This window comes from Methylobacterium nigriterrae, assembly GCF_037106235.1.
Lineage (GTDB): Bacteria > Pseudomonadota > Alphaproteobacteria > Rhizobiales > Beijerinckiaceae > Methylobacterium > Methylobacterium nigriterrae.
Genome location: NZ_JBAWTG010000039.1, coordinates 32,134 through 52,406 on the forward strand (window position 1 = coordinate 32,134; position 20,273 = coordinate 52,406).

The 20,273-nt window shown below is 71.8% G+C and carries 21 protein-coding genes; 10 read left to right on the forward strand and 11 right to left on the reverse strand.

All coding sequences use genetic code 11. From position 1 onward, the window contains the following. Positions 1-51: 51 nt before the first annotated feature. Positions 52-1,128 carry a lysylphosphatidylglycerol synthase domain-containing protein gene (locus WDW90_RS19710; protein WP_336489155.1) on the reverse strand — a complete coding sequence of 359 codons (1,077 nt, stop codon included), beginning with the start codon at positions 1,126-1,128 and terminating at the stop codon, positions 52-54. Between the two features lie 109 nt (positions 1,129-1,237). Next, complete coding sequence (locus WDW90_RS19715; protein WP_336489156.1) at positions 1,238-1,669, reverse strand: (2Fe-2S) ferredoxin domain-containing protein; 432 nt, start codon at positions 1,667-1,669, stop codon at positions 1,238-1,240. A gap of 235 nt (positions 1,670-1,904) precedes the next feature. Here WDW90_RS19715 and WDW90_RS19720 point away from each other — a divergent pair, with 235 nt between their 5' ends. The 4 genes from WDW90_RS19720 (at position 1,905) to WDW90_RS19735 (ending at position 4,596) form a co-directional block, all read left to right on the forward strand. Continuing rightward, on the forward strand, positions 1,905-3,215 hold the full coding sequence (locus WDW90_RS19720; protein WP_336489157.1) for a KpsE/RkpR family capsule polysaccharide export protein: 1,311 nt from the start codon (positions 1,905-1,907) through the stop codon (positions 3,213-3,215). A 106-nt stretch (positions 3,216-3,321) separates the two neighbouring features. Further along, a complete protein-coding gene (locus WDW90_RS19725; RefSeq protein ID WP_336489158.1) occupies positions 3,322-3,606 on the forward strand; it encodes a hypothetical protein in 285 nt (94 codons plus the stop codon). Between the two features lie 155 nt (positions 3,607-3,761). Continuing rightward, positions 3,762-4,124, forward strand: coding sequence for an ArsR/SmtB family transcription factor (locus tag WDW90_RS19730; RefSeq protein ID WP_336489159.1), 363 nt, complete (start codon positions 3,762-3,764; stop codon positions 4,122-4,124). After that, complete coding sequence (locus WDW90_RS19735; RefSeq protein WP_336489160.1) at positions 4,105-4,596, forward strand: SRPBCC family protein; 492 nt, start codon at positions 4,105-4,107, stop codon at positions 4,594-4,596. Before WDW90_RS19730 ends, WDW90_RS19735 begins: the two co-directional genes overlap by 20 nt. A 159-nt stretch (positions 4,597-4,755) precedes the next feature. Here WDW90_RS19735 and flbD read toward each other — a convergent pair whose 3' ends face one another. The 8 genes from flbD to WDW90_RS19775 all read right to left on the reverse strand — a co-directional run bounded on the left by flbD (position 4,756) and on the right by WDW90_RS19775 (position 12,762). Continuing rightward, the gene (flbD, locus tag WDW90_RS19740) at positions 4,756-6,123 is read right to left on the reverse strand and encodes a sigma-54-dependent transcriptional regulator FlbD (RefSeq protein WP_336489161.1); all 1,368 of its coding nucleotides are present in this window, start codon (positions 6,121-6,123) and stop codon (positions 4,756-4,758) included. A 95-nt stretch (positions 6,124-6,218) separates the two neighbouring features. Then, a complete protein-coding gene (gene fliN, locus WDW90_RS19745; RefSeq protein ID WP_336489162.1) occupies positions 6,219-6,557 on the reverse strand; it encodes a flagellar motor switch protein FliN in 339 nt (112 codons plus the stop codon). A 39-nt stretch (positions 6,558-6,596) separates the two neighbouring features. Further along, complete coding sequence (locus WDW90_RS19750) at positions 6,597-7,205, reverse strand: FliH/SctL family protein (RefSeq protein WP_336489163.1); 609 nt, start codon at positions 7,203-7,205, stop codon at positions 6,597-6,599. Then, complete coding sequence (locus tag WDW90_RS19755; RefSeq protein WP_336489164.1) at positions 7,202-8,254, reverse strand: flagellar motor switch protein FliG; 1,053 nt, start codon at positions 8,252-8,254, stop codon at positions 7,202-7,204. The genes WDW90_RS19750 and WDW90_RS19755 overlap by 4 nt, the downstream gene beginning before the upstream one ends. A 52-nt stretch (positions 8,255-8,306) precedes the next feature. After that, positions 8,307-9,923: a flagellar basal-body MS-ring/collar protein FliF gene (gene fliF, locus WDW90_RS19760; RefSeq protein WP_336489176.1), complete on the reverse strand. Its 1,617-nt coding sequence runs from the start codon at positions 9,921-9,923 to the stop codon at positions 8,307-8,309. A 283-nt stretch (positions 9,924-10,206) separates the two neighbouring features. Beyond that, complete coding sequence (gene sciP / locus WDW90_RS19765) at positions 10,207-10,482, reverse strand: CtrA inhibitor SciP (RefSeq protein ID WP_055885701.1); 276 nt, start codon at positions 10,480-10,482, stop codon at positions 10,207-10,209. A 101-nt stretch (positions 10,483-10,583) separates the two neighbouring features. Then, positions 10,584-11,261 carry a flagellar hook assembly protein FlgD gene (locus WDW90_RS19770; protein WP_336489165.1) on the reverse strand — a complete coding sequence of 226 codons (678 nt, stop codon included), beginning with the start codon at positions 11,259-11,261 and terminating at the stop codon, positions 10,584-10,586. A 13-nt stretch (positions 11,262-11,274) separates the two neighbouring features. Beyond that, on the reverse strand, positions 11,275-12,762 hold the full coding sequence (locus WDW90_RS19775) for a flagellar hook-length control protein FliK (protein WP_336489166.1): 1,488 nt from the start codon (positions 12,760-12,762) through the stop codon (positions 11,275-11,277). Positions 12,763-13,021: 259 nt separating this feature from the next. Here WDW90_RS19775 and mnmA point away from each other — a divergent pair, with 259 nt between their 5' ends. The 6 genes from mnmA (at position 13,022) to WDW90_RS19805 (ending at position 19,563) form a co-directional block, all read left to right on the forward strand. Continuing rightward, the gene (mnmA, locus tag WDW90_RS19780; protein WP_336489167.1) at positions 13,022-14,185 is read left to right on the forward strand and encodes a tRNA 2-thiouridine(34) synthase MnmA; all 1,164 of its coding nucleotides are present in this window, start codon (positions 13,022-13,024) and stop codon (positions 14,183-14,185) included. Positions 14,186-14,218: 33 nt separating this feature from the next. Continuing rightward, entirely contained in the window at positions 14,219-14,872 is a 654-nt protein-coding gene (locus WDW90_RS19785; protein ID WP_336489168.1) for a class I SAM-dependent methyltransferase, read from the forward strand. Between the two features lie 2 nt (positions 14,873-14,874). Continuing rightward, positions 14,875-15,642: a TVP38/TMEM64 family protein gene (locus tag WDW90_RS19790; protein WP_336489169.1), complete on the forward strand. Its 768-nt coding sequence runs from the start codon at positions 14,875-14,877 to the stop codon at positions 15,640-15,642. Between the two features lie 336 nt (positions 15,643-15,978). Then, positions 15,979-17,475, forward strand: a complete 1,497-nt coding sequence (locus WDW90_RS19795; RefSeq protein WP_431311081.1) for an ATP-binding protein — start codon at positions 15,979-15,981, stop codon at positions 17,473-17,475. Between the two features lie 258 nt (positions 17,476-17,733). After that, the gene (locus WDW90_RS19800; protein WP_336489170.1) at positions 17,734-18,027 is read left to right on the forward strand and encodes a hypothetical protein; all 294 of its coding nucleotides are present in this window, start codon (positions 17,734-17,736) and stop codon (positions 18,025-18,027) included. A 114-nt stretch (positions 18,028-18,141) separates the two neighbouring features. Continuing rightward, the gene (locus tag WDW90_RS19805; protein ID WP_336489171.1) at positions 18,142-19,563 is read left to right on the forward strand and encodes a TAXI family TRAP transporter solute-binding subunit; all 1,422 of its coding nucleotides are present in this window, start codon (positions 18,142-18,144) and stop codon (positions 19,561-19,563) included. A 148-nt stretch (positions 19,564-19,711) separates the two neighbouring features. Here the strand turns inward: WDW90_RS19805 and bioB are convergent. After that, on the reverse strand, positions 19,712-20,273 hold a 562-nt coding region (bioB, locus tag WDW90_RS19810), incomplete at its 5' end, for a biotin synthase BioB (RefSeq protein WP_336489172.1).

Genomic DNA, 20,273 nt, shown 5'->3' on the forward strand with positions numbered 1-20,273 from the left:
AGGCAAACTGCGTCGCTGGAGAAGTGTAGGCAAGCGCACCGTCGCGGGTGGTCATCGCGGAGGCACGACCGCCACGCGGCGCGCCTCGAGATTCTGCCAGGCGAGCAGGGCTGGCAGGCCGATCGCGACGTCGGGCACGCGCTTGGCGAGCGACAGCGCGATGGCCGTGCCGGCATCGATCCCGAACAGGGCCCCGACGACGACGAAACCGCCCTCCTGCACGCCGAGCCCGCTCGGGATCGGGAAGGCGACGGACTTGATGGCCTGGGCGAGCGCCTCGATCACCAGGACGTCGGCGGCGCCGACGCCCTCGACCCCGATGCAGGCGAGCACGATCCAGATCTCGACGGCCCCAGCCATCCAGGCGAGCAGGTGAAGCGCGGCCGACTGCGCGAGGCGCCCGCGCCGGCCGCGTCCCCAGACCGCGTCGAGAGCGTCCTGGACGCTCGCCGCCGGCCCGGCCGAGGCGGCGGGGCGGCCCTCGCCGGAGGCCGGTTCGGCCTCCCGAACGAAGCGGCGGCCGAGGCGTGCGAGGCGGCGCTCGGCCACCCGGAGGGCGCCGCTGCGCTGGACGACGAAGAAGGCGCCGAGAACGAGCGCCGCCACCGCGAGGGCGCGCAGCATCCAGCCGGAGAGCGAGGCCGCGGCCTCGCCCTCGACCTGCCCGAGCAGCCCGGCCCCGAACAGCGCGAACAGCGCGAGCGTGCCGGCCTGGATCAGGAGATCGGCCAGGATCGAGGCGGCGGCGAGCGTCCCCGAGACGCCCCAGAAGGTGAGGAGCCGACCGCCCACCACGTCGCCCCCGACCGAGGCCACGGGCAGCAGGACGTTGATGCCCTCACGCACGTAGCGCAGGAGCACGAAGGCACCCGTCTCGACGGGCGCGAGGCCGTTCAGGATGCGGGCCCAGGCCACCCCGCAGATCAGGACAATGCAGGCGCGCACCGCGACGATGGCGGCGAGCCCGGGGACGCCGATGCGGCCGAAGGCGGCCGCGACCGCCCCGAGATCGTTCGTCGCCACGAGCCAGAGGGCGAGGCCGAGCCCCAGCAGGGTGCCGACGAGCGGCAGGCGCCGCAGCACCGCGCCGCGGACCGAGCGGCCGCGCGGCCCGCCGATCCCAGCCATCACGACGGCCACCCCGCGGGGGATCGATCCCGGATGGGACGGGGCGGGAACGGGTCACGGACCGGCATGGCGGACGCCTCGGGCGCCGGGCCAGCGGCCGGCGGGATCGCTACGGACGGGATTCCGGCCCCTCGGCCGGCCCTGCGCCGGGCGCTAGCGCGGCTTTGGGGCCGAAATCGGGGAGGATCGCCGCCAGAGCTTCTTCGGGCGTCGCGGCCGGATCGAGCAAGAGGATTTTTCGCGCGGCGAGGCTCGCGCCCGTCGCCACGGCCAGCGCCCGCTTCGGGCAGGGGCCGAGGCAGCCGGTCTCGACGATCCGCACCTCGCGCTTCGGCCGGCCGCGCTTCAGCGCGCCCTTCAGGCGACCGCGCAGGTCGCGCCGGCCGAGCCCCTGGCGCTTCCGGCACTTCGCGCAGACGAGGACGACCTCGGCGATCCGGGACTTCGCGGTCTTGGACTTCGTGGTCCGCACCCTGCCGGGTTCGGCGGCTCGGGCCGTTCGGGCAGCGTCGTCCGCGCCCGGATGCGTGGGATGGGTCATGCGCGCCGGGGTAGGGCCCCCGCCTCGTCCTGGCAACCGGCGCGGCCCGCCGTGGCGACGGCGCGCGCGGGGCCGGGGCGGGCCGGGCGTTGCAGAATGGCAGCGCCCCGCCGCGCCCTGGGGAGGACCCTTCCGGATGCCTTAAAAAGGGCCGAAAAGAGCGGGACTCCGGCGGCATCCCGGCCGCGGCCCGCGACCGCCTCCCGCCGCAGCGGCCCCCAGGAACACGAGCGGAATGAGCGTCGACGAGGTCAAGCAAGGCGAGCGGCTCCGCGGCATGATCGAGTTCGCGCGCCGCACGGTGCCGGACCTGCGCCGCAATGCCGAGACGATTGAGCCGATCCGTGACCGGCGCGCCCCCGCCCTGCTGCGGCGCGCCCGCGAGCGGCTCGACTGGCGCCGCCTGCCGGGCCTGCGTCAGCCCGAATACAAGCCCGTCAGCCTCTCCGCCCTCCTGATCCGGCGCTTCGCCCTGTTCGTGCTGCTGCCGACAGCCGTGATGGCGGTCTATCTCTTCGCCTTCGCCTCCGACCAGTACGTGGCCGAGGCGCAGTTCGCGGTGCGCGGCAACGTCGAGCCGATGGGCGACGTCAATCTCGGCGAGTTCACGAGCCTGATCCAGAAGCACAACAGCCAGGACAGCTTCATCGTCAAGGACTACATCAACAGCCAGACCATGGTGGAGGCCGTCGACAAGAGCATCGGCGTCTCGCAGATGTTCTCGCGTCGCGAAGCGGATTTCTGGGCCCGCTACCGGAGGCCGCAGCCGATCGAGGAGCTGACCCGCTACTGGCGCGACCATGTCGAGGCCCGGATCGAGGCGGTCTCGGGCGTCATCACGCTCACGGTACGCGCCTTTACGCCCGACGACGCGCTGGCGATCGCCCGCGACGTGATCGCCCGCAGCGAGGCCCTGATCAACGTGATCTCGCAGCGCGCGCAGGCCGACATGGTCGCCCACTCGCAGGCGGACGCGGACGCGGCGCAGGCGCGTCTGAAGAAGGCGCATCTCGACGTCCAGCGCTTCCGCAATCACTGGGGCATCATCGACCCGATCAAGTCCGCCGAGTCGACGCTTCTGACCTTGGCGGGGCTACGCAAGGACAAGCTCAAGGCTGAGAACGATCTGCAGGTGCTGCGCAGCTCGAACCTCGACGAGAAGTCGCGCGCCATCCAGGTCCTGGTCGCCAGCGTCGCGGCGATCGACCAGCAGATGAAGCAGCTGCAGGACCAGCTGACCACCGAGAGCGCGCCGGGCGGCGCCGGCCTCAACCTCACCCAGGCGCTGCTCGAGTACGAGGGCCTGCTGGTCGAGCGGATCATCGCCGAGAAGCTCAACGAATCGGCCAACACCCTGCTCGACCGCGCCCGCGTCTCGGCGAGCAAGCAGCAGATCTACCTGGCCACCTTCGTGCCGCCGGTCCTGCCGACCGACTCGCTCTACCCGAAGCGCGGCCACGCGCTGCTCCTGACCTTCTTCTGCTTCCTGGTGATCTGGAGTTCGGCGTCGCTGCTCCTGAGCGGCGTCAACGACCAGCGGCTCTGACGCGCACCCGCCGCGCGACCCGGGCTGGATCGGGCCGGGCGCGATCTGCTAGAGCCGGGAATGCGGGGCCCGCGCCACGGCCCGGGAGCCCTTGTCTCAGAAGCCGATGTCGGAATTCGCTGATCTCGTCGCCCGGGCCATCACGCCGTCGATGGACCGCGCCGAGCGCGAGGGCGTCTACGCGGTGGTGCGCCAGGCCGTGCTGCGCCTGCAGGAGCGGGAGGGGCTCTCGGCCGACGACCCCCGGATCGCCCTGCAGCGGCACCTCGTCGAGGAGACGATCCGCGACGTCGAGGCCGACATCACCCGCTACGAGGCCCTGCGCAAGCTCGACGCGGCGCTCGCGGCGCAGAACGCCGCGCATGCCAAGCAGGGCTCGCACGGGCGTTAGCCCGCGATCGAGATCCGACACTTGAGGACCCGTCGCGAGAGGCTGCCGCCGGCTCTTCGCGGACGTCCGGAAGGTCTGCGTCCCGCCGGTCACCTCCGGCGGCCGGTCCCGGCCCCCTTGCACGACACCGATCCCTGCATTAGACACTGAACTAAATGGTTCAGTCTTCGACAGCCCGCCTCGATGCCTCCTTCGCCGCGCTCTCGGACGCCACCCGGCGCGGCGTTCTGGAGCAGCTCGGGCGTGCGGATGCTTCGATCACGGAACTTGCCGCGAAGTTCCACATGACCCTCACGGGCATGAAGAAGCATGTCGGCGTCCTGGAGCAGGCGGGGCTCGTTACGACGGAAAAGGTCGGGCGCGTGCGGACCTGCAGGCTCGGCCTGCGCGGGCTCGACGAAGAGGCGGCCTGGATCGAAGGGCGCCGCCAAATCTGGAACGCACGCTTCGACGCGCTGGACGACGTCGTCGAGGCCCTGAAAAGGAAGGAGACAGCCGATGGGTGGCAGAGCGAGTAACGGCCGCACGGCGGTCGAGCGGAGGTCCGAGCGCGAACTCGTCGTGACGCGCACTTTCGACGGCCCGGTTCGCCTCGTGTTCGACGCGTGGACCAAGCCCGAGCTGTTCAAGCTGTGGTGGGCGCCAAGGTCGAGGGGCGTACCCTTGCTGTCCTGCGAGATGGATGTTCGCACCGGGGGCAGCTATCGCATCGCGTTCGGACACGACAGCTCGAATGCCATGGCCTTCTTCGGCAAGTATCTCGACGTGTCGCCGCCTTCGCGCCTCGTCTGGACCAACGACGAAAGCGACGACGGCGCCGTCACCACGGTGACCTTCGCGGACGTGGGCGGCAGGACGCGGCTGGTCCTGCAGGAGCTCTATCCCTCGAAGGAAGCGCTCGACGAGGCGTTCATCGGCATGGAAGACGCGATGCCCGAGCAGTTCGAGCAGTTGGACGACCTTCTCATCACCCTGGGCGCGAGCGCGTGACAGCCCACTAGCTCAGCCGGCCATGCCTCGACCGGGCGAACCAGGGAAGCGGCGCAGCGTGAGGGCTTCCCGAAGTCCGCTATTCAGGGCCGGTCGGATCTTTCGCCTCCCGCCCTCAGCGGCTCAGCGGCGAGGGCACCGGGTGCCGGTTCCCGACCACTAGCCGTAGGCGGCCGCGACCCGCGCGCTGCCGGGCTCGGCGACTTCGAGGCCGGCCTCGACGTACTCGTTGAGCTTGTTGCGCAGCGTCCGGATCGAGATGCCCAGGATCTTGGCCGCGTGCGTCCGGTTGCCGAGGCAATGGTCGAGCGTGTCGAGGATCAGGTCGCACTCGACCTGCGCCACCGTGCGCCCGACGAGGCCGCGGGTCGCGGCCTCCGCGACCTGGACGGCGCGGGCCGCGGGGCCGGCCGGCGCGCCCGCGATCGCCTCGCCCTCCGGCGTCAGCACCGCCTCGGGGCCAATCTCGGCCCCGGAGGCGAGGAGCACCGCGCGGTGCAGGGTGTTCTCGAGCTCCCGCACGTTGCCGCGCCAGGGGTTCTCGCGCACCAGGGTCTGGGCCGCGCGGCTCAAGGGGCGCACCGGCAGGCCGTTCACCTCGGCGTATTTCCGGGCGAAGTGGCCGGCCAGCTCCAGAATGTCGGCCGGGCGCTCGCGCAGGGCCGGCAGGCGCAGGTGCACCACGTTGAGGCGGTAGAACAGGTCCTCCCGGAAGGTGCCCTTGCGGACCTCCTCAGCGAGGTTGCGGTTCGAGGTGGCGAGCACCCGGATGTCGACCTTGACCGGGCCCGAGCCGCCGACACGGTCGATCACCCGCTCCTGCAACGCCCGCAGGAGCTTCGACTGCAGGCGCACGTCCATCTCGGAGATCTCGTCGAGGAGCAGCGTGCCCCCGTTCGCCTCCTCGAAGCGGCCGATGCGGCGCGCCACCGCGCCCGTGAAGGCGCCCTTCTCGTGCCCGAACAGCTCGGATTCGAGCAGCGCCTCGGGAATGGCCGCGCAATTCACCGACACGAAGGGTTTCGCCGCCCGGTTCGACCTGGCATGGACGTGGCGGGCCAGCACCTCCTTGCCGGTGCCGCTCTCGCCGGTGATGAGCACCGAGGCCTCCGAGCGCGCGACCTGCTCGGCGAGCTTGACCACGCGCTCCATCGCGGGGTCGCGCCAGACGAAGGCGCGCCCGTCCGCCGCCACCGCCTCCAGCACCGCGGCGATCAGCTCGGGGTCGGGGGGAAGGGGGATGTACTCCTTGGCGCCCGCCTGGATCGCCGCGACAGCGGCGCGCGCGTCGGTCACGACCCCGCAGGCGACGACCGGCGTGCGGATGCGCTCCTCTGCGAGCGCCGTGACGAGGTCGCGGATGGCGAGGCCGACGTCGATCATGACGAGGTCGGCGCCCTTGGCGCGCAGCACCGAGAGCCCCTGCGCGATCCCGTCCGCCTGGGTCACGGCGGCGCCCCGGCTCATGGCGATCTTCGAGGCGGTGACGAGCTCGCCGTTGAGCCGTCCGATCATCAAGAGCCGCATGGCGGGCACTCCGTCTTGTCGAGGGCCCCGCGAGGGCCCGGAATGTCAGGTCGGGGACGGCGGCCGGAGCCGCCGCGGATCGGTGCTCGCCCGGGTCAGTGCTCGCCCTTGACGATCTCGGTCATGGTGACGCCGAGCCGGTCCTCGACGAGCACGACCTCGCCCCGCGCGACGAGGCGGTTGTTGACGAAGATGTCGATCGCCTCGCCGACCTTGCGGTCGAGCTCCAGCACCGCGCCGGGCGAGAGGCGGAGCAGGTCGCCGATCGGCATCCGGGAGGAGCCCAGCACCGCCGAGACCACCACCGGCACGTCGAAGACCTGCTCGAGGTCGGAGGCGCTCTTGGGGCTCGTCGGCGCGTCGCGGATCGAATCGAGGCCCTCGAAGGCGGCCTCCGTCTCGCTGAGCTGGGGCAGGCTGAAATCGTCGGACATCGCGGGCTCTTCGGGGCGGCTGTTCGGGAACGGTCGGGGTCAGGCTGCGGCGGGATCGAGGCCGAGGGCGTCGAGCACGGCCGCCTCGATGCGGGCGCGGTCGCGCACGACGCCGCCATCCGCCCACTCGATTCGGGCATCGCCCGGATGGAGGTCGGGCTCGCCGAGGACGACGAGGCGGCCCTCGTAGCCGCGCTCGCGGGCGAGGCCCTTCATCAGGGCCTCGGCCTCCTCCACGAGGCTGTCGTGCACGCGCACGACGAGGTGGGGCACGCCGCGCAGGTGCTGCAGGGCCGAGCGCGCCGCCTCGCCGATGGCGGCGAGGGGCTGCGCGTCGAGCGCCTCGCCCGCGATGCGGCGGGCGAGCAGCACCGCGACGTCGAGGGCCTGGCTCTCGCGCTCCGCCTCGCGCGCGTCGCTCTGCTGGAGGAGGCCGGCCGCCGCGAGGCTGAGGCGCGTGAGCGCGTCGGCGAGGCGCCCCTGCACCTGCGCCTCGGCCTGGGCGCGGCCCTCCTGCAGGCCGCGGGCATGGGCCTGCGCGACGGCTTCCGCCAGGGCGGCCGTGGCCTCGGCGCTGCCCTGGCTCGCCCTGGGGCGCCGGAAATCCGTGTCGAACAGGAAGGGCTTGGTGGAGGATGCGGCGCTCAATAGACCAGCTCCTCCTCGGCGCTGTTCTTGGCGATCATGATCTCACCCTTCTCGGCGAGGTCCTTGGCGAGCTCGGTCATCTTGGCCTGCGCCTCGTCGACCTCCTTCAGGCGAATCGGCCCGATCGAGCCCATCTCGTCCGTGAGGTTCTTGGCGGCGCGGGTCGACATCTGGCTCATGAAGAAGCCGCGAACCCGCTCGTCGGCGCCCTTCAGGGCGCGGCAGAGGGTGTCGTTGTCGATCTTGCGCATCAGCGTCTGCACGGAGCCCGGATCGAGCTTGAGCAGATCCTCGAAGGTGAACATCAGCTCGCGGATGCGCTTGGCCGAGCCGCGGTTGGCCTGGTCGAGGGCGGCGAGGAAGCGGCCTTCGGTCTGGCGGTCGAAGGCGTTGAACACGTCCGCCATCAATTCGTGCGCGTCGCGGCGCGTCGCCTGCGAGATCGTCGAGACGAACTCGACCCGCAGCGTCTCCTCGATGTGGCGCAGCGCCTCCTTCTGCACCGTCTCCATGCGCAGCATCCGGTTGAGGACGTCGATGGCGAATTCCTCGGGCAGGATGGTGAGCACCTTGGCGGCGTAGTCGGAGCGCACCTTCGAGAGCACGACGGCCACCGTCTGCGGGTACTCGTTGCGCAGGAAGGAGGCGAGGATCTCGGGATCGATCTGGGCGATGCTGGCCCAGACCCGCTTGCCGCTCGCGCCCTTGATCTCCGCCATGATCGCCGAGACCTGCTCGGTCGGGAAGATCTTGAGGAGGAGCGACTCGGTGCGCTCGAAGTTCGAGGTGATGCCGCCGCCCGAGGACAGGCGCGACACGAAGTCGATGATGAGCTTCTCGACCACCTCGGCCTCGAGCGAGCCGAGCTGCACCATCGCGTGCGAGACCTTCTTGATCTCCTCCTCTTCCAGAAGCTGCCAGATCGGGGCACCCTCGGTCTCGCCGAGCAGGAGCAGGAGCGCGGCGGCCCGCTGAGGGCCCGGCATCGTGGCGAAGGCGGACGAGCCGATATTCTCGACCGCCCTCGCTATGTTCATGCCCGATGCCATCGCCCGCTACTCCCTGAACGCCCTCACGCGATCCTGCCGCCAGGACCGACCCTCAGTTCTCTTGGATCCAGTTGCGCAGCACCTCGACCGTCTCGGTCGGGCTCGCCCGCACCATGTCGACGACCCGCTGCACCGTCTCCGCCTGGACCTGCCCGTTGATCTTGGCGAACTCGACGAGACGCGCCGTCGTGTTCTCCCGCGGCGCCAGCGCCATCTCGCTCGCCGACCCCTCGACGCCTGCCAGAACCGGGCCGGCCAGAAACGCCGCCGGCACGGGATCGGCCGTCAGGACGCGGCGCACCAGCGGGCGCACGACGACCATCAGGACGATGATCGTCAGGAGCGAGAGCACCGCGAGCTCGACCATGCGCAGGATGTCCTCCTTGCTCGGCGCGATGAGCGATTGGATCAGGCCCGGCTCGGCGAATTCCGGCACGACCGGCGCCTCGGCGAAGCGCAGGTTGACGACCTCGACCTGATCGCCGCGCGCCTTGTCGAAGCCGACCGCCGTGCGCACCAGTGCCGCGATGCGCTCGACCTCGGCCGCGGGCCGCGCCTGGTAGACCGGCTTGCCGTCCGGACCCGGCGCGTAGGAGCCGTCGAGTGCGACCGCCACCGAGAGGCGCTTGATGCGCCCGCCCTCGGCGATCTCGGTCTTCGTCACGCGGGAGATCTCGTAATTGGTGGTCTCCTCGTTCTTGTTCGCGGAATCCTTCTGCGTCGGCGGCTTGTCCTGCTGGTTGGCGCCCGGAAGCTCGTTGCCGACGCTGACCGCGCCCTCGGCACCGCCCGTCAGCGAGGTCTCGTTGCGGGTCTGGCTCGAGCGCACCACCCGGCTCTCCGGGTCGAAAGTCTCCGAACGGCTCTCGATGCGGTTCATGTCGAGTTCGGCGCTGACCTGGACGCGGGCGCGGCCCTGTCCGACGATGCCGGCCACGATCTCCTCGATCTGCTGGCGCAGGCGGCGCTCCAGGCCCGACTGCTTCTCGTCGAGATCGGCCGCGCCCTGGGCGTCCGCCCCCCTGGCGCCGTCGGCGAGGAGCCGGCCGCGCTCGTCGACGATCGAGACCCGCTCGGGCTTGAGACCCTCGACCGCCGAGGCCGCGAGGTGGCGGACGGCTCGGACCTGGCCGGCGTCGAGGTCGCCCATCAGCTTCAGCACGATCGCGGCGCTCGGCGCCTCGCGGTCGCGCTCGAACAGGCGGCGCTCGGGCAGGACGAGGTGGACGCGCGCCGCCTGGACCCGGCCGATCGAGCGGATCGAGCGGGCGAGCTCCCCCTCGAGTGCCCGCAGGTGGTTCACGTTCTGGACGAAGTTGGTCGACGAGAAGGCGTCGCCCTTGTCGAAGATCTCGTAGCCGACGCCTCCTTGCGAGGGCAGGCCCTTGCCGGCGAGGTCCATGCGCAGGCGCGCGAGGTCGCCTCGCGGCGCCAGGACGGTCTGGCCGGCGTCGCCCCGGGTCTCGTAGCGGATGCCGCGGGCGTCGAGGTCGCGGATCACCGCGCTCGAATCCTGCATCGAGAGGTCGGCGAACAGCACGCCCATGTCGGGGCGCGACACCCGCAGGATGACGAAGGCGAAGAAGCCGATCAGGGTCAGCGTCACCGCAGCCATGGCCGCGAGGCGCGCCGGTCCCAGCTTCGTCACGAGATCGAGAACCGGCTTCACGACGCGACGCACCCACCCCTCGGCGCGCGACCGACGGCCGGCACCCGCTCGGCAAAATTTGCCTGCGGCGTGGTTAGCGGGCGGTTAACGGATCGATCCGGCGGCGCGCTGGAGGTGCGGTCCCGAACGCGCGAGAGCCGCGCCCGGGTACCCGGGCGCGGCTCTCGCAGCGCGGCGGCGTCCGCGGACGGGCGCCGGGCCATGTGGATAAGTCCCATTCGAAATCCGTTGGATCGCGTGGCAACGCGGATTTCGGCTTCGCTCGGGCGCCGCCCGGGCTTCCTTAGTGGCGGTAATGCTGGATGCGCGTCGTGCGCAGCCCCGCGAGGCCGTGCTGGTCGATGGAGAACTGCCAGCTCAGAAATTCCTCGGTGGTGAGGGTGTAGCGCTGGCAGGCTTCCTCGAGGCTCAGGAGGCCGCCCCTCACGGCGGCCACCACCTCGGCCTTGCGGCGGATCACCCAGCGACGGGTGGTCGTGGGCGGAAGATCGGCGATCGTCAGAGGGCTTCCATCGGGCCCGATCACGTACTTGACTCTCGGGCGGTGCGGTTCGGTCATGATACGCTCTACACTCGACTGACCTGTCGAGGATCGAAGCTAGTTGCGCCCGCTTAAAATATCTTGAAGCGGTTCGATCGGATCTGATTCGTTTCCCTACGCTATGTGGACAACCCGCCGCCGATGGAGCGCACGCTCGACACCGGCACGCGCGAGGTCCCGATCTCGAGGACCGGTTCGGTACCGCTCAGATCGACCCCGTCGACCTTGCCGTTGACCGAGAGATCGACGCTCACCGTCTGACCCGTGGTGTCCGCCGCGTTGACCGTGATCGTGTATTGCCCGTCCGGCGAGGTGAGGCCGGCGGAGTTGCGCCCGTCCCAGGTGAAGGTCTGAGCGCCCGCGCTGAGCGACTTCGTCTGCGTCCCCACCACGTTGCCCTTCGAATCCGTGATGGTGATCGTCGCCTTGGCGGCGGCGCGGGCCGGGTTGAGGTTCCAGGTCGCCGAGCCGTCCTGGAGCTGGGCCGACTTCCCATCCGCCGTGACCGTCTGGCCGATGAAGCTCGTGGCCGAGGCCGAGCTCGCGGATTTCGCGCTCGACAGGATGGAGTCCAGCCGGTCGTTGCTCTTGAGCTGCTGCTCGACCTGAGCGAACTGCACCAGCTGCTGGGTGAACTGGTTGGTGTCCATCGGATCGAGCGGATTCTGGTTCTTGAGCTGCGTGGTGAGCAGCGTCAGGAACTGCTGGAAGTTGCCAGCGATCTCCTGCGAATTCGTGCCCGTGCCGGTCGCGGTCGTGCCCGCCGTGCTCGCCAGGGCGCTGATGCCCGATGCCATCGTGATCTCTCCCTCAGATGCGGATGTCGAGGCTGGTGAGGCCGCGGAGGCTGCGCAGCGGCGCGGCCTCGATGCCGCGCGGCTCGCTCGCCTCGGTGAAATGCGCTGGGCCGCCGCGGGGCTGGCTCTCGCGCTCGCCGGCACCGCCCCCGCCCGCGCCATCGCCGCGCAGCGACAGGTTGATGCCGCCCTCGCTCGGGTCGAGGCCCGCCTGCGTCAGGGCCTGCTGGAGGCTGTTGGCGTCGCGCTGGAGCATCGCGAGGGTCTCGACGCGCTCGACGACGAGGTGGGTCATCACCGTGCCGCGCTCCTTGTCGATGTCGAGCTTGACGTCGATGCGCCCGAGTTCGCCCGGATCGAGGCGGATCTCGAACTGGCTGGAGCCGCCGAGTGAGCGCAGGCCGATCGTCAGAGGAACCTGCCCGATTGGCACCGGGGCCTGGGCGGCCTGGGGCGTCGCCGTCTCGGCGGCGGCGCGGGCGGGAGCGGCAGTCGGTGCCTGGCCGAGCCCCTTCGCGCCGTGCGCCTCGGGCGCGGGCGCCGCGGGGGTGCCGCCGAGGGCCGCGGCGAGTTCCGCCTTGAATTCGGTTCGGGCGCCGTCGACGGAGGCCGGGACGGGATCGCCGGATTCGCCGGCGCGCCTGGTGCCGGAGGCGAGGGTCTGATCGGCCGCGCTCGCCGCCCCGTCGCCGGCCTTGCCGGGCGCCGGGATCTGGCTTGCCGCGCCCTGGCTCTCAGCGCCCTGGCTTGCCGCGCCTTGAACACCCGCCTGCGCGGATGCGGCCTCCGGCGCACCGCCCCTGCCGGGGCCGGTGGCTGAGCCTTGGCCGGTGGCCGAACCTTGGTCCGGGCCCGGCCCCGCGCCGGAGGCGGCCTTGGCGGTTGCAGCGTTGGCGGGCGCGCCGAGCGACAGGCTCGCGAGGAGGCCGAGCAGGCCCGCATCGGCCGGCGCCCCGTCGCCGGCCTCGTCGCCGCTGGCCTCGCCGTCGGACGTCTCGCTATCGGATGTCTCGCCGTCCGCGCGCACCGCCTCGGCGGCCCATGCCGTCGCGGTCGCCCGGCCGGCCGCTTCCGTCCTGGTCTCGGCCTGGTGCGGATCCGATTCCCCGGCCGGCCTCGGCTGGGCCTGCTCGGGCGCGCCCTTCCCGGCGGCCCCGGCCTGCGGATCCGCGGGGCGCCGTCCGGGCGCGGCGTCGGGTCGCTCGGCGCTGCGGGCGCGGTCCTGGCCGTCGGTCCGGGCCGGCGCCGTCCGGCCCCGCTCGCCCTGCTGCGCCGCCTCGCTCGGCCGCTCCGCCGCGGCGCGCTCCTGACGCTCGGCGCGCTCCGTCGTGCGGGAAGCCGGCGGCTCGGCCTGCCGGCGGGCAGCCGGTATCCGCGCGTCCTGGTCGAGGCTGAAGCGCGGGCGCTGCGGCGCGGCACGGGCAGCCGCATTGTCGCGCTGAGCCGTCGGGCCCGCGCGCCGCACGAACAGTTCCGCGAGATCCGTGCCCGCCACCGCCATCGACCTGCTCCTCTGCCGTCAAGGCGTCAGCAAGCGGCGGGCCAGCACGGCACTTCCCTAACAGCTTGATCGGACTAAGCGATTCCGGGCGCGGCGATCCGAGGGCCGCCAGCGCCGGGGCCGAAGCTGCCGCCCGGCCGGCAGGAATTGCCGGGGACGGCCCCGACCGCCGCCTCCCTGGAACTCGGCGCCGACAATCACTATAGACGGATCGCTGCGGCCGAATGTCGGCGTCCGGTGGCCCGAAACCCCTGATCCGATGAACTCGCTCGATCTTCCGAAGCCCCCTCACGAGACGCGCGTCGTCGTCGCCATGTCGGGCGGCGTCGATTCCTCCGTGGTGGCGGGGCTCCTCAAGCGCCAGGGCTACGACGTCGTCGGCATCACCCTGCAGCTCTACGACCACGGCGCCGCGACCCATCGCAAGGGCGCCTGCTGCGCGGGCCAGGACATCCACGACGCCCGCCGCGTCGCCGAGCGCCTCGGCATCCCGCATTACGTGCTCGACTACGAGGACCGCTTCCGCGATTCCGTGATTGACCGCTTTGCCGACAGCTATCTGGCGGGCGAGACGCCGATCCCGTGCGTCGAGTGCAACCGCTCGATCAAGTTCCGCGACCTGCTGGCGACCGCCCGGGACCTGAACGCCGACGCGCTCGCCACCGGCCACTACGTCGCGAGCCGTCCGGTCGCGCCGGGCGTGGGCCGGCGTGCCCTCTACCGCGCCCTCGATCCGGCCCGCGACCAGAGCTACTTCCTCTACGCCACGACGCCCGAGCAGCTCGACTTCCTGCGCTTCCCCTTGGGCGAATTGCCCAAGGACGAGACGCGCCGCCTCGCGCGCGAGCTCGGCCTGTCGGTCGCCGAGAAGCCCGACAGCCAGGACATCTGCTTCGTGCCGCAGGGGCGCTACGCCGACGTGATCGCGCGGCTGCGCCCGGACGCGGCGCGGCCGGGCGACATCGTCGACCTCGACGGACGCCGCCTCGGCAGCCACGAGGGCATCATCCACTACACGGTGGGCCAGCGCCGCGGCCTGCGCCTCGCGGTGGGCGAGCCGCTCTACGTGGTGCGGCTCGAGCCGGACACGGCCCGCGTCGTGGTCGGTCCCCGGGCGGCGCTCGCCACGAGCCGCGTCCGCCTCGCCGAAGTGAACTGGCTCGGCGAGGGCGACCTCGCGGAGCTGGCCGGGATGCCTGTCGCCGTGCGCGTGCGCTCGACCCGCGAGCCGCGGCCGGCCCGTCTCAGCTACGATGCGGCCGCCAGTCATGCCGAGGTCACGCTCGCGACGCCGGAGGACGGCGTCTCGCCGGGGCAAGCCTGCGTCATCTACGCCGACGACGGCGCCCGGGCGCGCGTCCTCGGCGGCGGCACCATCCGCCGCGTCGACGCGTTGCAGCCGGCCGCCGCGCGCGCGGCCTGAGGATCCATCCCAGCGAACGGAATCGAGAACGACATGCTGAGCGAGCCGCGGGTGGCCGGGCCGAGCACCGCCCTGATGCGCAAGGCCTATGCCCGCTGGGCGCCGGTCTACGACGTCGTCTACGACAAGCTGACCGAGCCCGCAGCCCGCGCGGCGGTGCGGGCGGCGGTGGCGTGCGGGCCGCGCATCCTGGAGGCCGGCGTCGGAACCGGCCTGTCGCTCGGCTACTACCCGGGCGGCAGCTTCGTCTGCGGCGTCGATCTCTCGGAGGACATGCTGCGGCGCGCCCGCAGCAAGGTCTCGCGCCGCGGTCTCGGCCATGTGCGCGGCCTGCAGGTGATGGATGTCTGCCGCCTCGGCTACGCCGATTCCAGCTTCGACGCGGTCGTGGCGCAGTTCCTCATCACCCTGGTGCCCGATCCCGAGGCCGCGCTCTCCGAATTCCTGCGGGTGGTGCGCCCCGGCGGCGAGATCGTGCTCGCCAACCATTTCGGCCAGACCGAGGGGGCGGTCGCCCGCGTCGAGGAGATCGTGGCGCCGCTCTGCACGAAGATCGGCTGGTCGTCCGATTTCAAGTCCACGCGGATTGAGGCCTGGGCGCGGGCGAACGGCGTCGAGTTCATCGGCGTCCATCCGACCTTCCCGGGCGGATTCTTCAAGATCCTGCGCATGCGCAAGCGCGGCTGAGCGTGCGCCCGTCCCGGGAGGCCCTGCGCTGGCTGCCCCTCGGACTGCTGGCGCTCGCCTCCCTGGCGCTCCTGGCCTCGGGTGCCTACCACCTCCTCAGCCTCGACAACCTGCTCGCCTCGCGGGCCTGGCTCCAGGGCTTCGTCGAGGCGGATCGCAGCCGAGCGATCGCGGTCGCGGGCCTCGTCTACGTCTGCGCGGTGGTCCTGTCCGTGCCGGCCTCGTTGGTGCTGACCATGATCTGCGGTTTCCTGTTCGGGATCGTCACGGGCGCGCTGCTCGCCGTCGCCTCGGCCACGACCGGCGCGGCCCTCGTCTTCTCGATCGGGCGCGGGCCCGCCGGCGACCTCCTGCGCCGCCGGGCCGGGCCGCGCCTTGGCCGGCTCGCGGAGGGCTTCCGCCGCGACGCCTTCGGCTACATCGCCTTCCTGCGCCTCCTCCCGATCTTCCCCTTCTGGATGACGAATCTAGCGCCCGCGGCCTTCGGGGTCCGCCTGCGCACCTTCGTCCTCGCCACGTTCCTCGGCCTCCTGCCCGGCGCCTTCGTGTATGCCGCCACAGGCGCCGGGATCGAGGACGTGGTCGCCGCCCACGAGCAGGCCAAGGCGGCCTGCCTCGCCGCGTCCGGCACCGGCTGCGACGACGCGATCAGCCTGCGCGGCCTCGTCTCGCCGACGCTGGTCGCGGGGCTCGCGGCGCTCGCGGCCTTCGCGCTGCTCTCGGTCGCCCTGCGGCGGCGCTTCCTCCCCACGCTGCCCGAGGGATCCTGAACCCGGCCGCCGCACAGTCCGCGGGTCATCGGCCGCTGCTGCGTGGCGCGCCGAGATCCGGAGATTGCATCCGGAATTTACTGCTACCTGGGCATGCATTCTTGCGGCGGATCAACCAGAGTAATCCGACAACATAACGCCAAGATCTTGCTCTGCTGTGGCTCAGCACATGCCGCCTCTCGACGGCGGACAATGCGCCGCGTAACGAGGGACATTGGTTGATCTGACATCTTGTCATGACTGGTCGCGCCGCGATCACCGTCCCGCCGGCTGCCGCGCCCGGACCAGCCTCGGGACGGGCGCATCGCGGGGGCGGACGAGACCCGCAGGGGCACAATGGGAGTGAGTTCGCGTTCCGAGACCGAGGCGGCGGCGATCGAGGCCGCGGGCGTGGCCATGCCGACCCGGGAGCGCGCGTTGGGGCTCGGGCGCCATCTCGGCCTCTCCGGGCGCCTGTTCCTCATCACGGTCGCCTTCGTGGCGGTGGCCGAGATCCTGATCTACGTGCCGGCGGTGGCCAATTACCGTCTGATGTGGCTCTCCGACCGCATCGCCGCGGCGCAGGTGGCGGCGGTGGTGCTCGACGCGACGCCGGGCCAGGCGGTCTCGGACGAGCTCGCGCGCCGCCTGCTCGCCGGAGTGGGCGCGCACGCCATCGCGGTCCGGAGCAACGGCGCCCGCCGCCTGCTCGCCGTCGAGTCGGTGCCCGACGAGGTCGCCGACATGGTCGACCTGCGCCGCGACGATTGGTGGGACTCGATCCGGGGCTCCTGGCGCACCCTGGTGGCGCCGACGGACGAGCCGATCCGGGTGGTCGGCCACGGCCGGGATGGTTTCGACCTCGTGGAGATCCTGCTCGACGAGGCGCCGCTGCGCACCGCCATCATCGACTTCTCGATCCGGCTGCTCCTGTCCTCGCTGATCATCGCGGCGGCCGCGGCCGGCCTCGTCTTCATCGTGCTCCAGCGCGTGATCGTCGAGCCGGTGCGCCGGCTCGCGCACAACATCACCGAATTCGCCGACGACCCCGAGAGCCTCGACCGGATCATCGCGCCGAGCCGCCGGACGGACGAGATCGGCCACGCCGAGACCGCGCTCGCCCGGATGGAGCGGGCGCTGGCGGGCGAGCTGCGCGAGAAGCGCCGCCTGGCCGAGCTTGGCCTCGCCGTGAGCAAGATCAACCACGAGTTGCGCAACCTGCTGACGACGGCGCAACTCCTCGGCGATCGGCTCGAGGGCGCCGCAGACCTGACCGTGCAGCGCGTCGCGCCCAGGCTCGTCGCGACGCTGGGGCGCGCGATCCGATTCTGCGAGGCGACCCTCGCCTACGGCCGGGCCACCGAGCGCCACCCGCAGCGCCGCCTCACGCTGCTCGCGCCGATCCTCGCCGACCTGCCGGACCTCGCCGGCCTCTCGAACGGGTCGCGGGTGGTCATCCGCGAGCGGGTGCCCTCCGGCCTGCAGATCTGCGCCGATCCCGAGCAGCTCTCGCGCGCTCTCACTAACCTCGTACGCAACGCGGTCCAGGCCCTCGACGCCGCGGGCGCGGGGGGCGACGAGCCGTCGGTCCTGATCTCGGCGAGCCGTCGGGGCGGCATCGGCTCGGGAGCCGTGACGATCCTGGTGTCGGATAACGGGCCCGGCCTGCCCGAGCGCGCCAAGAACCATCTCTTCGCGCCGTTCCAGGGCTCGATGCGGGCGGGCGGCACCGGCCTCGGCCTCGCCATCGCGGCGGAGCTGATCGAGCTCAACGGCGGGACGCTGTGCCTCGACGACGACGCGCCCGGAGCCTGCTTCCGGATCACCGTGCCGGACTGGACGCCGGCCGGGTAGAGGTCGAGGTCGAGGTCGGGCGCCGGTGCGGCCCGGGCGCCAATGGGCGCCACGGGACCGTCACTCGCGGCGTCCGGCGCCTTCGGGCACGAACGGCTCGGCAGGCGGCCGGATCGCCGCGGACGGGCCGGCCGACCGGCGCCGCTCGCGGGAGAAACGTTCCTTTCCGACGTTCATCCACTTTGGCCAAGTAAAAGGTGCGAAGCGGGCCTAAGGTGCAAGATCTCCGGTCGTTCGACTCTGACTCAGGAGGCGGAGATGGCGAGCACATGGGCATGCGCCGCCGTGGTGACCACGGCCCGTCTTTCTGGGACCTTGGGAGAAGGCGCGCAGGCGGATCCGGGCGATCGCATCGCTCAGGGCACGGTCAAGATCCCGACCGACGCGCAGATCAACCGCATGGAGCGGGACTCGATCACGACGCCCCCGCTCGACGTGAGCGAGGGCGGGCAGCGAGGCAGCCAGCAGGACCAGATCCGGCAGATGGATCGGCGGGACCGCCGCATCGATCAGAAGCTCCGGACGCACGACGGCGTCTGCGACGATTGCTGACGGGCGGCTCGTCCGGGGCAGCCCGCCCGGACCGGACGATCCCTTCGCGAGCGAGCCGGCGGCGGCCCGGAGGGGCAGGAGCATCATGGCGGCCGAAGCGCCGGGAGCGCAGCGATGTTGCAAGACACCGATCCCACAGGTGCCGGCCCCGAGGCGGGTCGCCCGGAGCGTCCCGTTCTCCGCCCACCGCGGCGCAGGCCTTGGGGGCGCCTCCTCATCGTGGTCGGGGGGCTGCTCCTCGCCGCTGGCGGGTTCGCGCTGGCTCACTTCTGGTCGCCGCACGCCAATCTGCGCGTGACCACCGGCCCGCAGGGCGGTGCTGCACAGCGTTTCATGGCCGCCTTCGTGTCCGTAGCGGCCATCCAGCACCCCCGCGTTCACCTGGAGCTCGTGCCGGTTCCGGACCTCGCTGCGAGCGCCAAGGCCCTGGAGGACGGCCGGACGGACCTGGCCATCGTGCGCAGCGACGCGGCGGCGCCGGCAAACGGGCAGACCATCGTGATCCTGCGCCGGGACGTCGTGGCCTTCGTGCTGCCTCCCCACAGCAAGATCAGTTCCGTCGCGGGCCTGTCGGGCAAGACCGTCGGGATCGCGGCAGGCCCGGTGCAGGCCAACAATGTCCAGGCGCTCGACACGCTCCTGAGCTTCTTCGACATCCCCGCAAAGGACGTGGGCCGTGTCATCCTGCCCGTGGCGGAACTCGGGCAGGCCGTGCAGCAGAAGAAGGTCGCGGCCGTGTTCGCCGTCGGTCCGATGGCGCCCGGCGAGGTGGTCGATGTCGTCGCCGCCGTCGCGCGCGCGACGAAGGGTACCCCCGGCATCCTGGCCCTCGACGAGGCGGAGACCATTGCCAAGCGCTTTCCCGGATTCGAGTCCGTCGACGTCCCTGTCGGCGCGTTCCGGGCCCGGCCGGCCACGCCCAGCGACACGGTCACGACGCTCGCGGTCACCTATCGCTTCGCCGCCTCGGAGCTGATGAGCGACGTCGTGGCCGGAGCCATCGCGCGCTCGATCCTGACCACGAAGGCCAAGCTCATGGCCGCGACCCCGCTCGCCAACCAGATCGAGGCCCCCGATCCCGACGACAAGAGCCCCATTCTCCCGATTCATCCTGGCGTGGCAGCCTATCTCAGCGGCGGCGACCAGAGTTTCCTCGACCAGTTCCAGAGATATTTCTACGTCATCGGCATCGGCATCAGCGTCGCCGGATCCGTGTTCGCCCTGGCTTCGAGCTACTGGAACCGGCGGCGGTCGGACGAGGATTGGCGGCCGATCAGGAGGCTCGTCGAGATCGCGGATGAGGCGCCCGGAGCCGAGCGGTCGGCCTTCGAGTCTCTCGAGCACGAGACCCAGGCGATCGCTTCATCCGTGCTCGGACGGCAGGGCGGGGCTGTCGGCGCCGAGCGGCTGGCGGCGTTCTCGACGGCGCTCGCCCATGCAAGGCACGCCCTCGACGCCCGAAGGGCGGCCCTCGGTCCGCGGACGGGGCCGAGCACAGGACCGATGCCGTCGCCGGCCCTCGTCGCGGCCCAGTGAGGCGGCGGCCGGGCCGGCCGAGCCAGCACCTGTCACCGAACGGGAGGCGCGGACGTCCGACCTGCGGGTGTCAGGCCCGGCCCGACCCCCCGAGGCGTCGCTCAGGACGGGTGCGACGCCTCGGATTGCGGCCGCGAGCCGCGGATCCTCACTCGGCGGCGGCGAGCGTCAGGGCCGGGACCGTGATGCCGATGTCGCGCAAGAGGGCGGCGTCGGAATCGGTCTCGTTGTTGGCCGTGGTGAGCAGGCGCTCGCCGTAGAAGATCGAGTTCGCGCCGGCCAGGAAGCACAGGATCTGCGCCTCGCGGGTCAGGCCCCTGCGGCCGGCGCTGAGGCGCACACGCGCGCGCGGCATCACGATCCGGGCGGTGGCGCACATGCGCACGAGGTCGAGGGGATCGACCGGCGGCTGGTCCTCGAGCGGCGTGCCCGCGACGGCCACGAGGGCGTTGATCGGCACGCTCTCCGGATGAGGCGCGTGGTTGGCGAGCACCTGCAGCATCGCGGCGCGGTCCTTCACGCCCTCGCCCATGCCGACGATGCCGCCGCAGCAGACGCCGATCCCGGCCTCGCGCACGTTGGCGAGCGTCGCCAGGCGATCCTCGTAGGTCCGCGTCGAGATGATGTCGCCGTAGAAGTCGGGACCGGTATCGAGGTTGTGGTTGTAGGAGGTCAGGCCGGCCTCGGCGAGGCGCTCGGCCTGCGCCCGC

Coding starts and splice junctions, on each gene's coding strand:
- WDW90_RS19710 (WP_336489155.1), bottom strand. CDS start 1,128: ATGGCTGGGATCGGCGGGCCGCGCGGCCGCTCGGTCCGCGGCGCGGTG.
- WDW90_RS19715 (WP_336489156.1), bottom strand. CDS start 1,669: ATGACCCATCCCACGCATCCGGGCGCGGACGACGCTGCCCGAACGGCC.
- WDW90_RS19720 (WP_336489157.1), top strand. CDS start 1,905: ATGAGCGTCGACGAGGTCAAGCAAGGCGAGCGGCTCCGCGGCATGATC.
- WDW90_RS19725 (WP_336489158.1), top strand. CDS start 3,322: ATGTCGGAATTCGCTGATCTCGTCGCCCGGGCCATCACGCCGTCGATG.
- WDW90_RS19730 (WP_336489159.1), top strand. CDS start 3,762: ATGGTTCAGTCTTCGACAGCCCGCCTCGATGCCTCCTTCGCCGCGCTC.
- WDW90_RS19735 (WP_336489160.1), top strand. CDS start 4,105: ATGGGTGGCAGAGCGAGTAACGGCCGCACGGCGGTCGAGCGGAGGTCC.
- flbD (WP_336489161.1), bottom strand. CDS start 6,123: ATGCGGCTCTTGATGATCGGACGGCTCAACGGCGAGCTCGTCACCGCC.
- fliN (WP_336489162.1), bottom strand. CDS start 6,557: ATGTCCGACGATTTCAGCCTGCCCCAGCTCAGCGAGACGGAGGCCGCC.
- WDW90_RS19755 (WP_336489164.1), bottom strand. CDS start 8,254: ATGGCATCGGGCATGAACATAGCGAGGGCGGTCGAGAATATCGGCTCG.
- sciP (WP_055885701.1), bottom strand. CDS start 10,482: ATGACCGAACCGCACCGCCCGAGAGTCAAGTACGTGATCGGGCCCGAT.
- WDW90_RS19770 (WP_336489165.1), bottom strand. CDS start 11,261: ATGGCATCGGGCATCAGCGCCCTGGCGAGCACGGCGGGCACGACCGCG.
- WDW90_RS19775 (WP_336489166.1), bottom strand. CDS start 12,762: ATGGCGGTGGCGGGCACGGATCTCGCGGAACTGTTCGTGCGGCGCGCG.
- mnmA (WP_336489167.1), top strand. CDS start 13,022: ATGAACTCGCTCGATCTTCCGAAGCCCCCTCACGAGACGCGCGTCGTC.
- WDW90_RS19785 (WP_336489168.1), top strand. CDS start 14,219: ATGCTGAGCGAGCCGCGGGTGGCCGGGCCGAGCACCGCCCTGATGCGC.
- WDW90_RS19795 (WP_431311081.1), top strand. CDS start 15,979: ATGGGAGTGAGTTCGCGTTCCGAGACCGAGGCGGCGGCGATCGAGGCC.
- WDW90_RS19800 (WP_336489170.1), top strand. CDS start 17,734: ATGGCGAGCACATGGGCATGCGCCGCCGTGGTGACCACGGCCCGTCTT.
- WDW90_RS19805 (WP_336489171.1), top strand. CDS start 18,142: ATGTTGCAAGACACCGATCCCACAGGTGCCGGCCCCGAGGCGGGTCGC.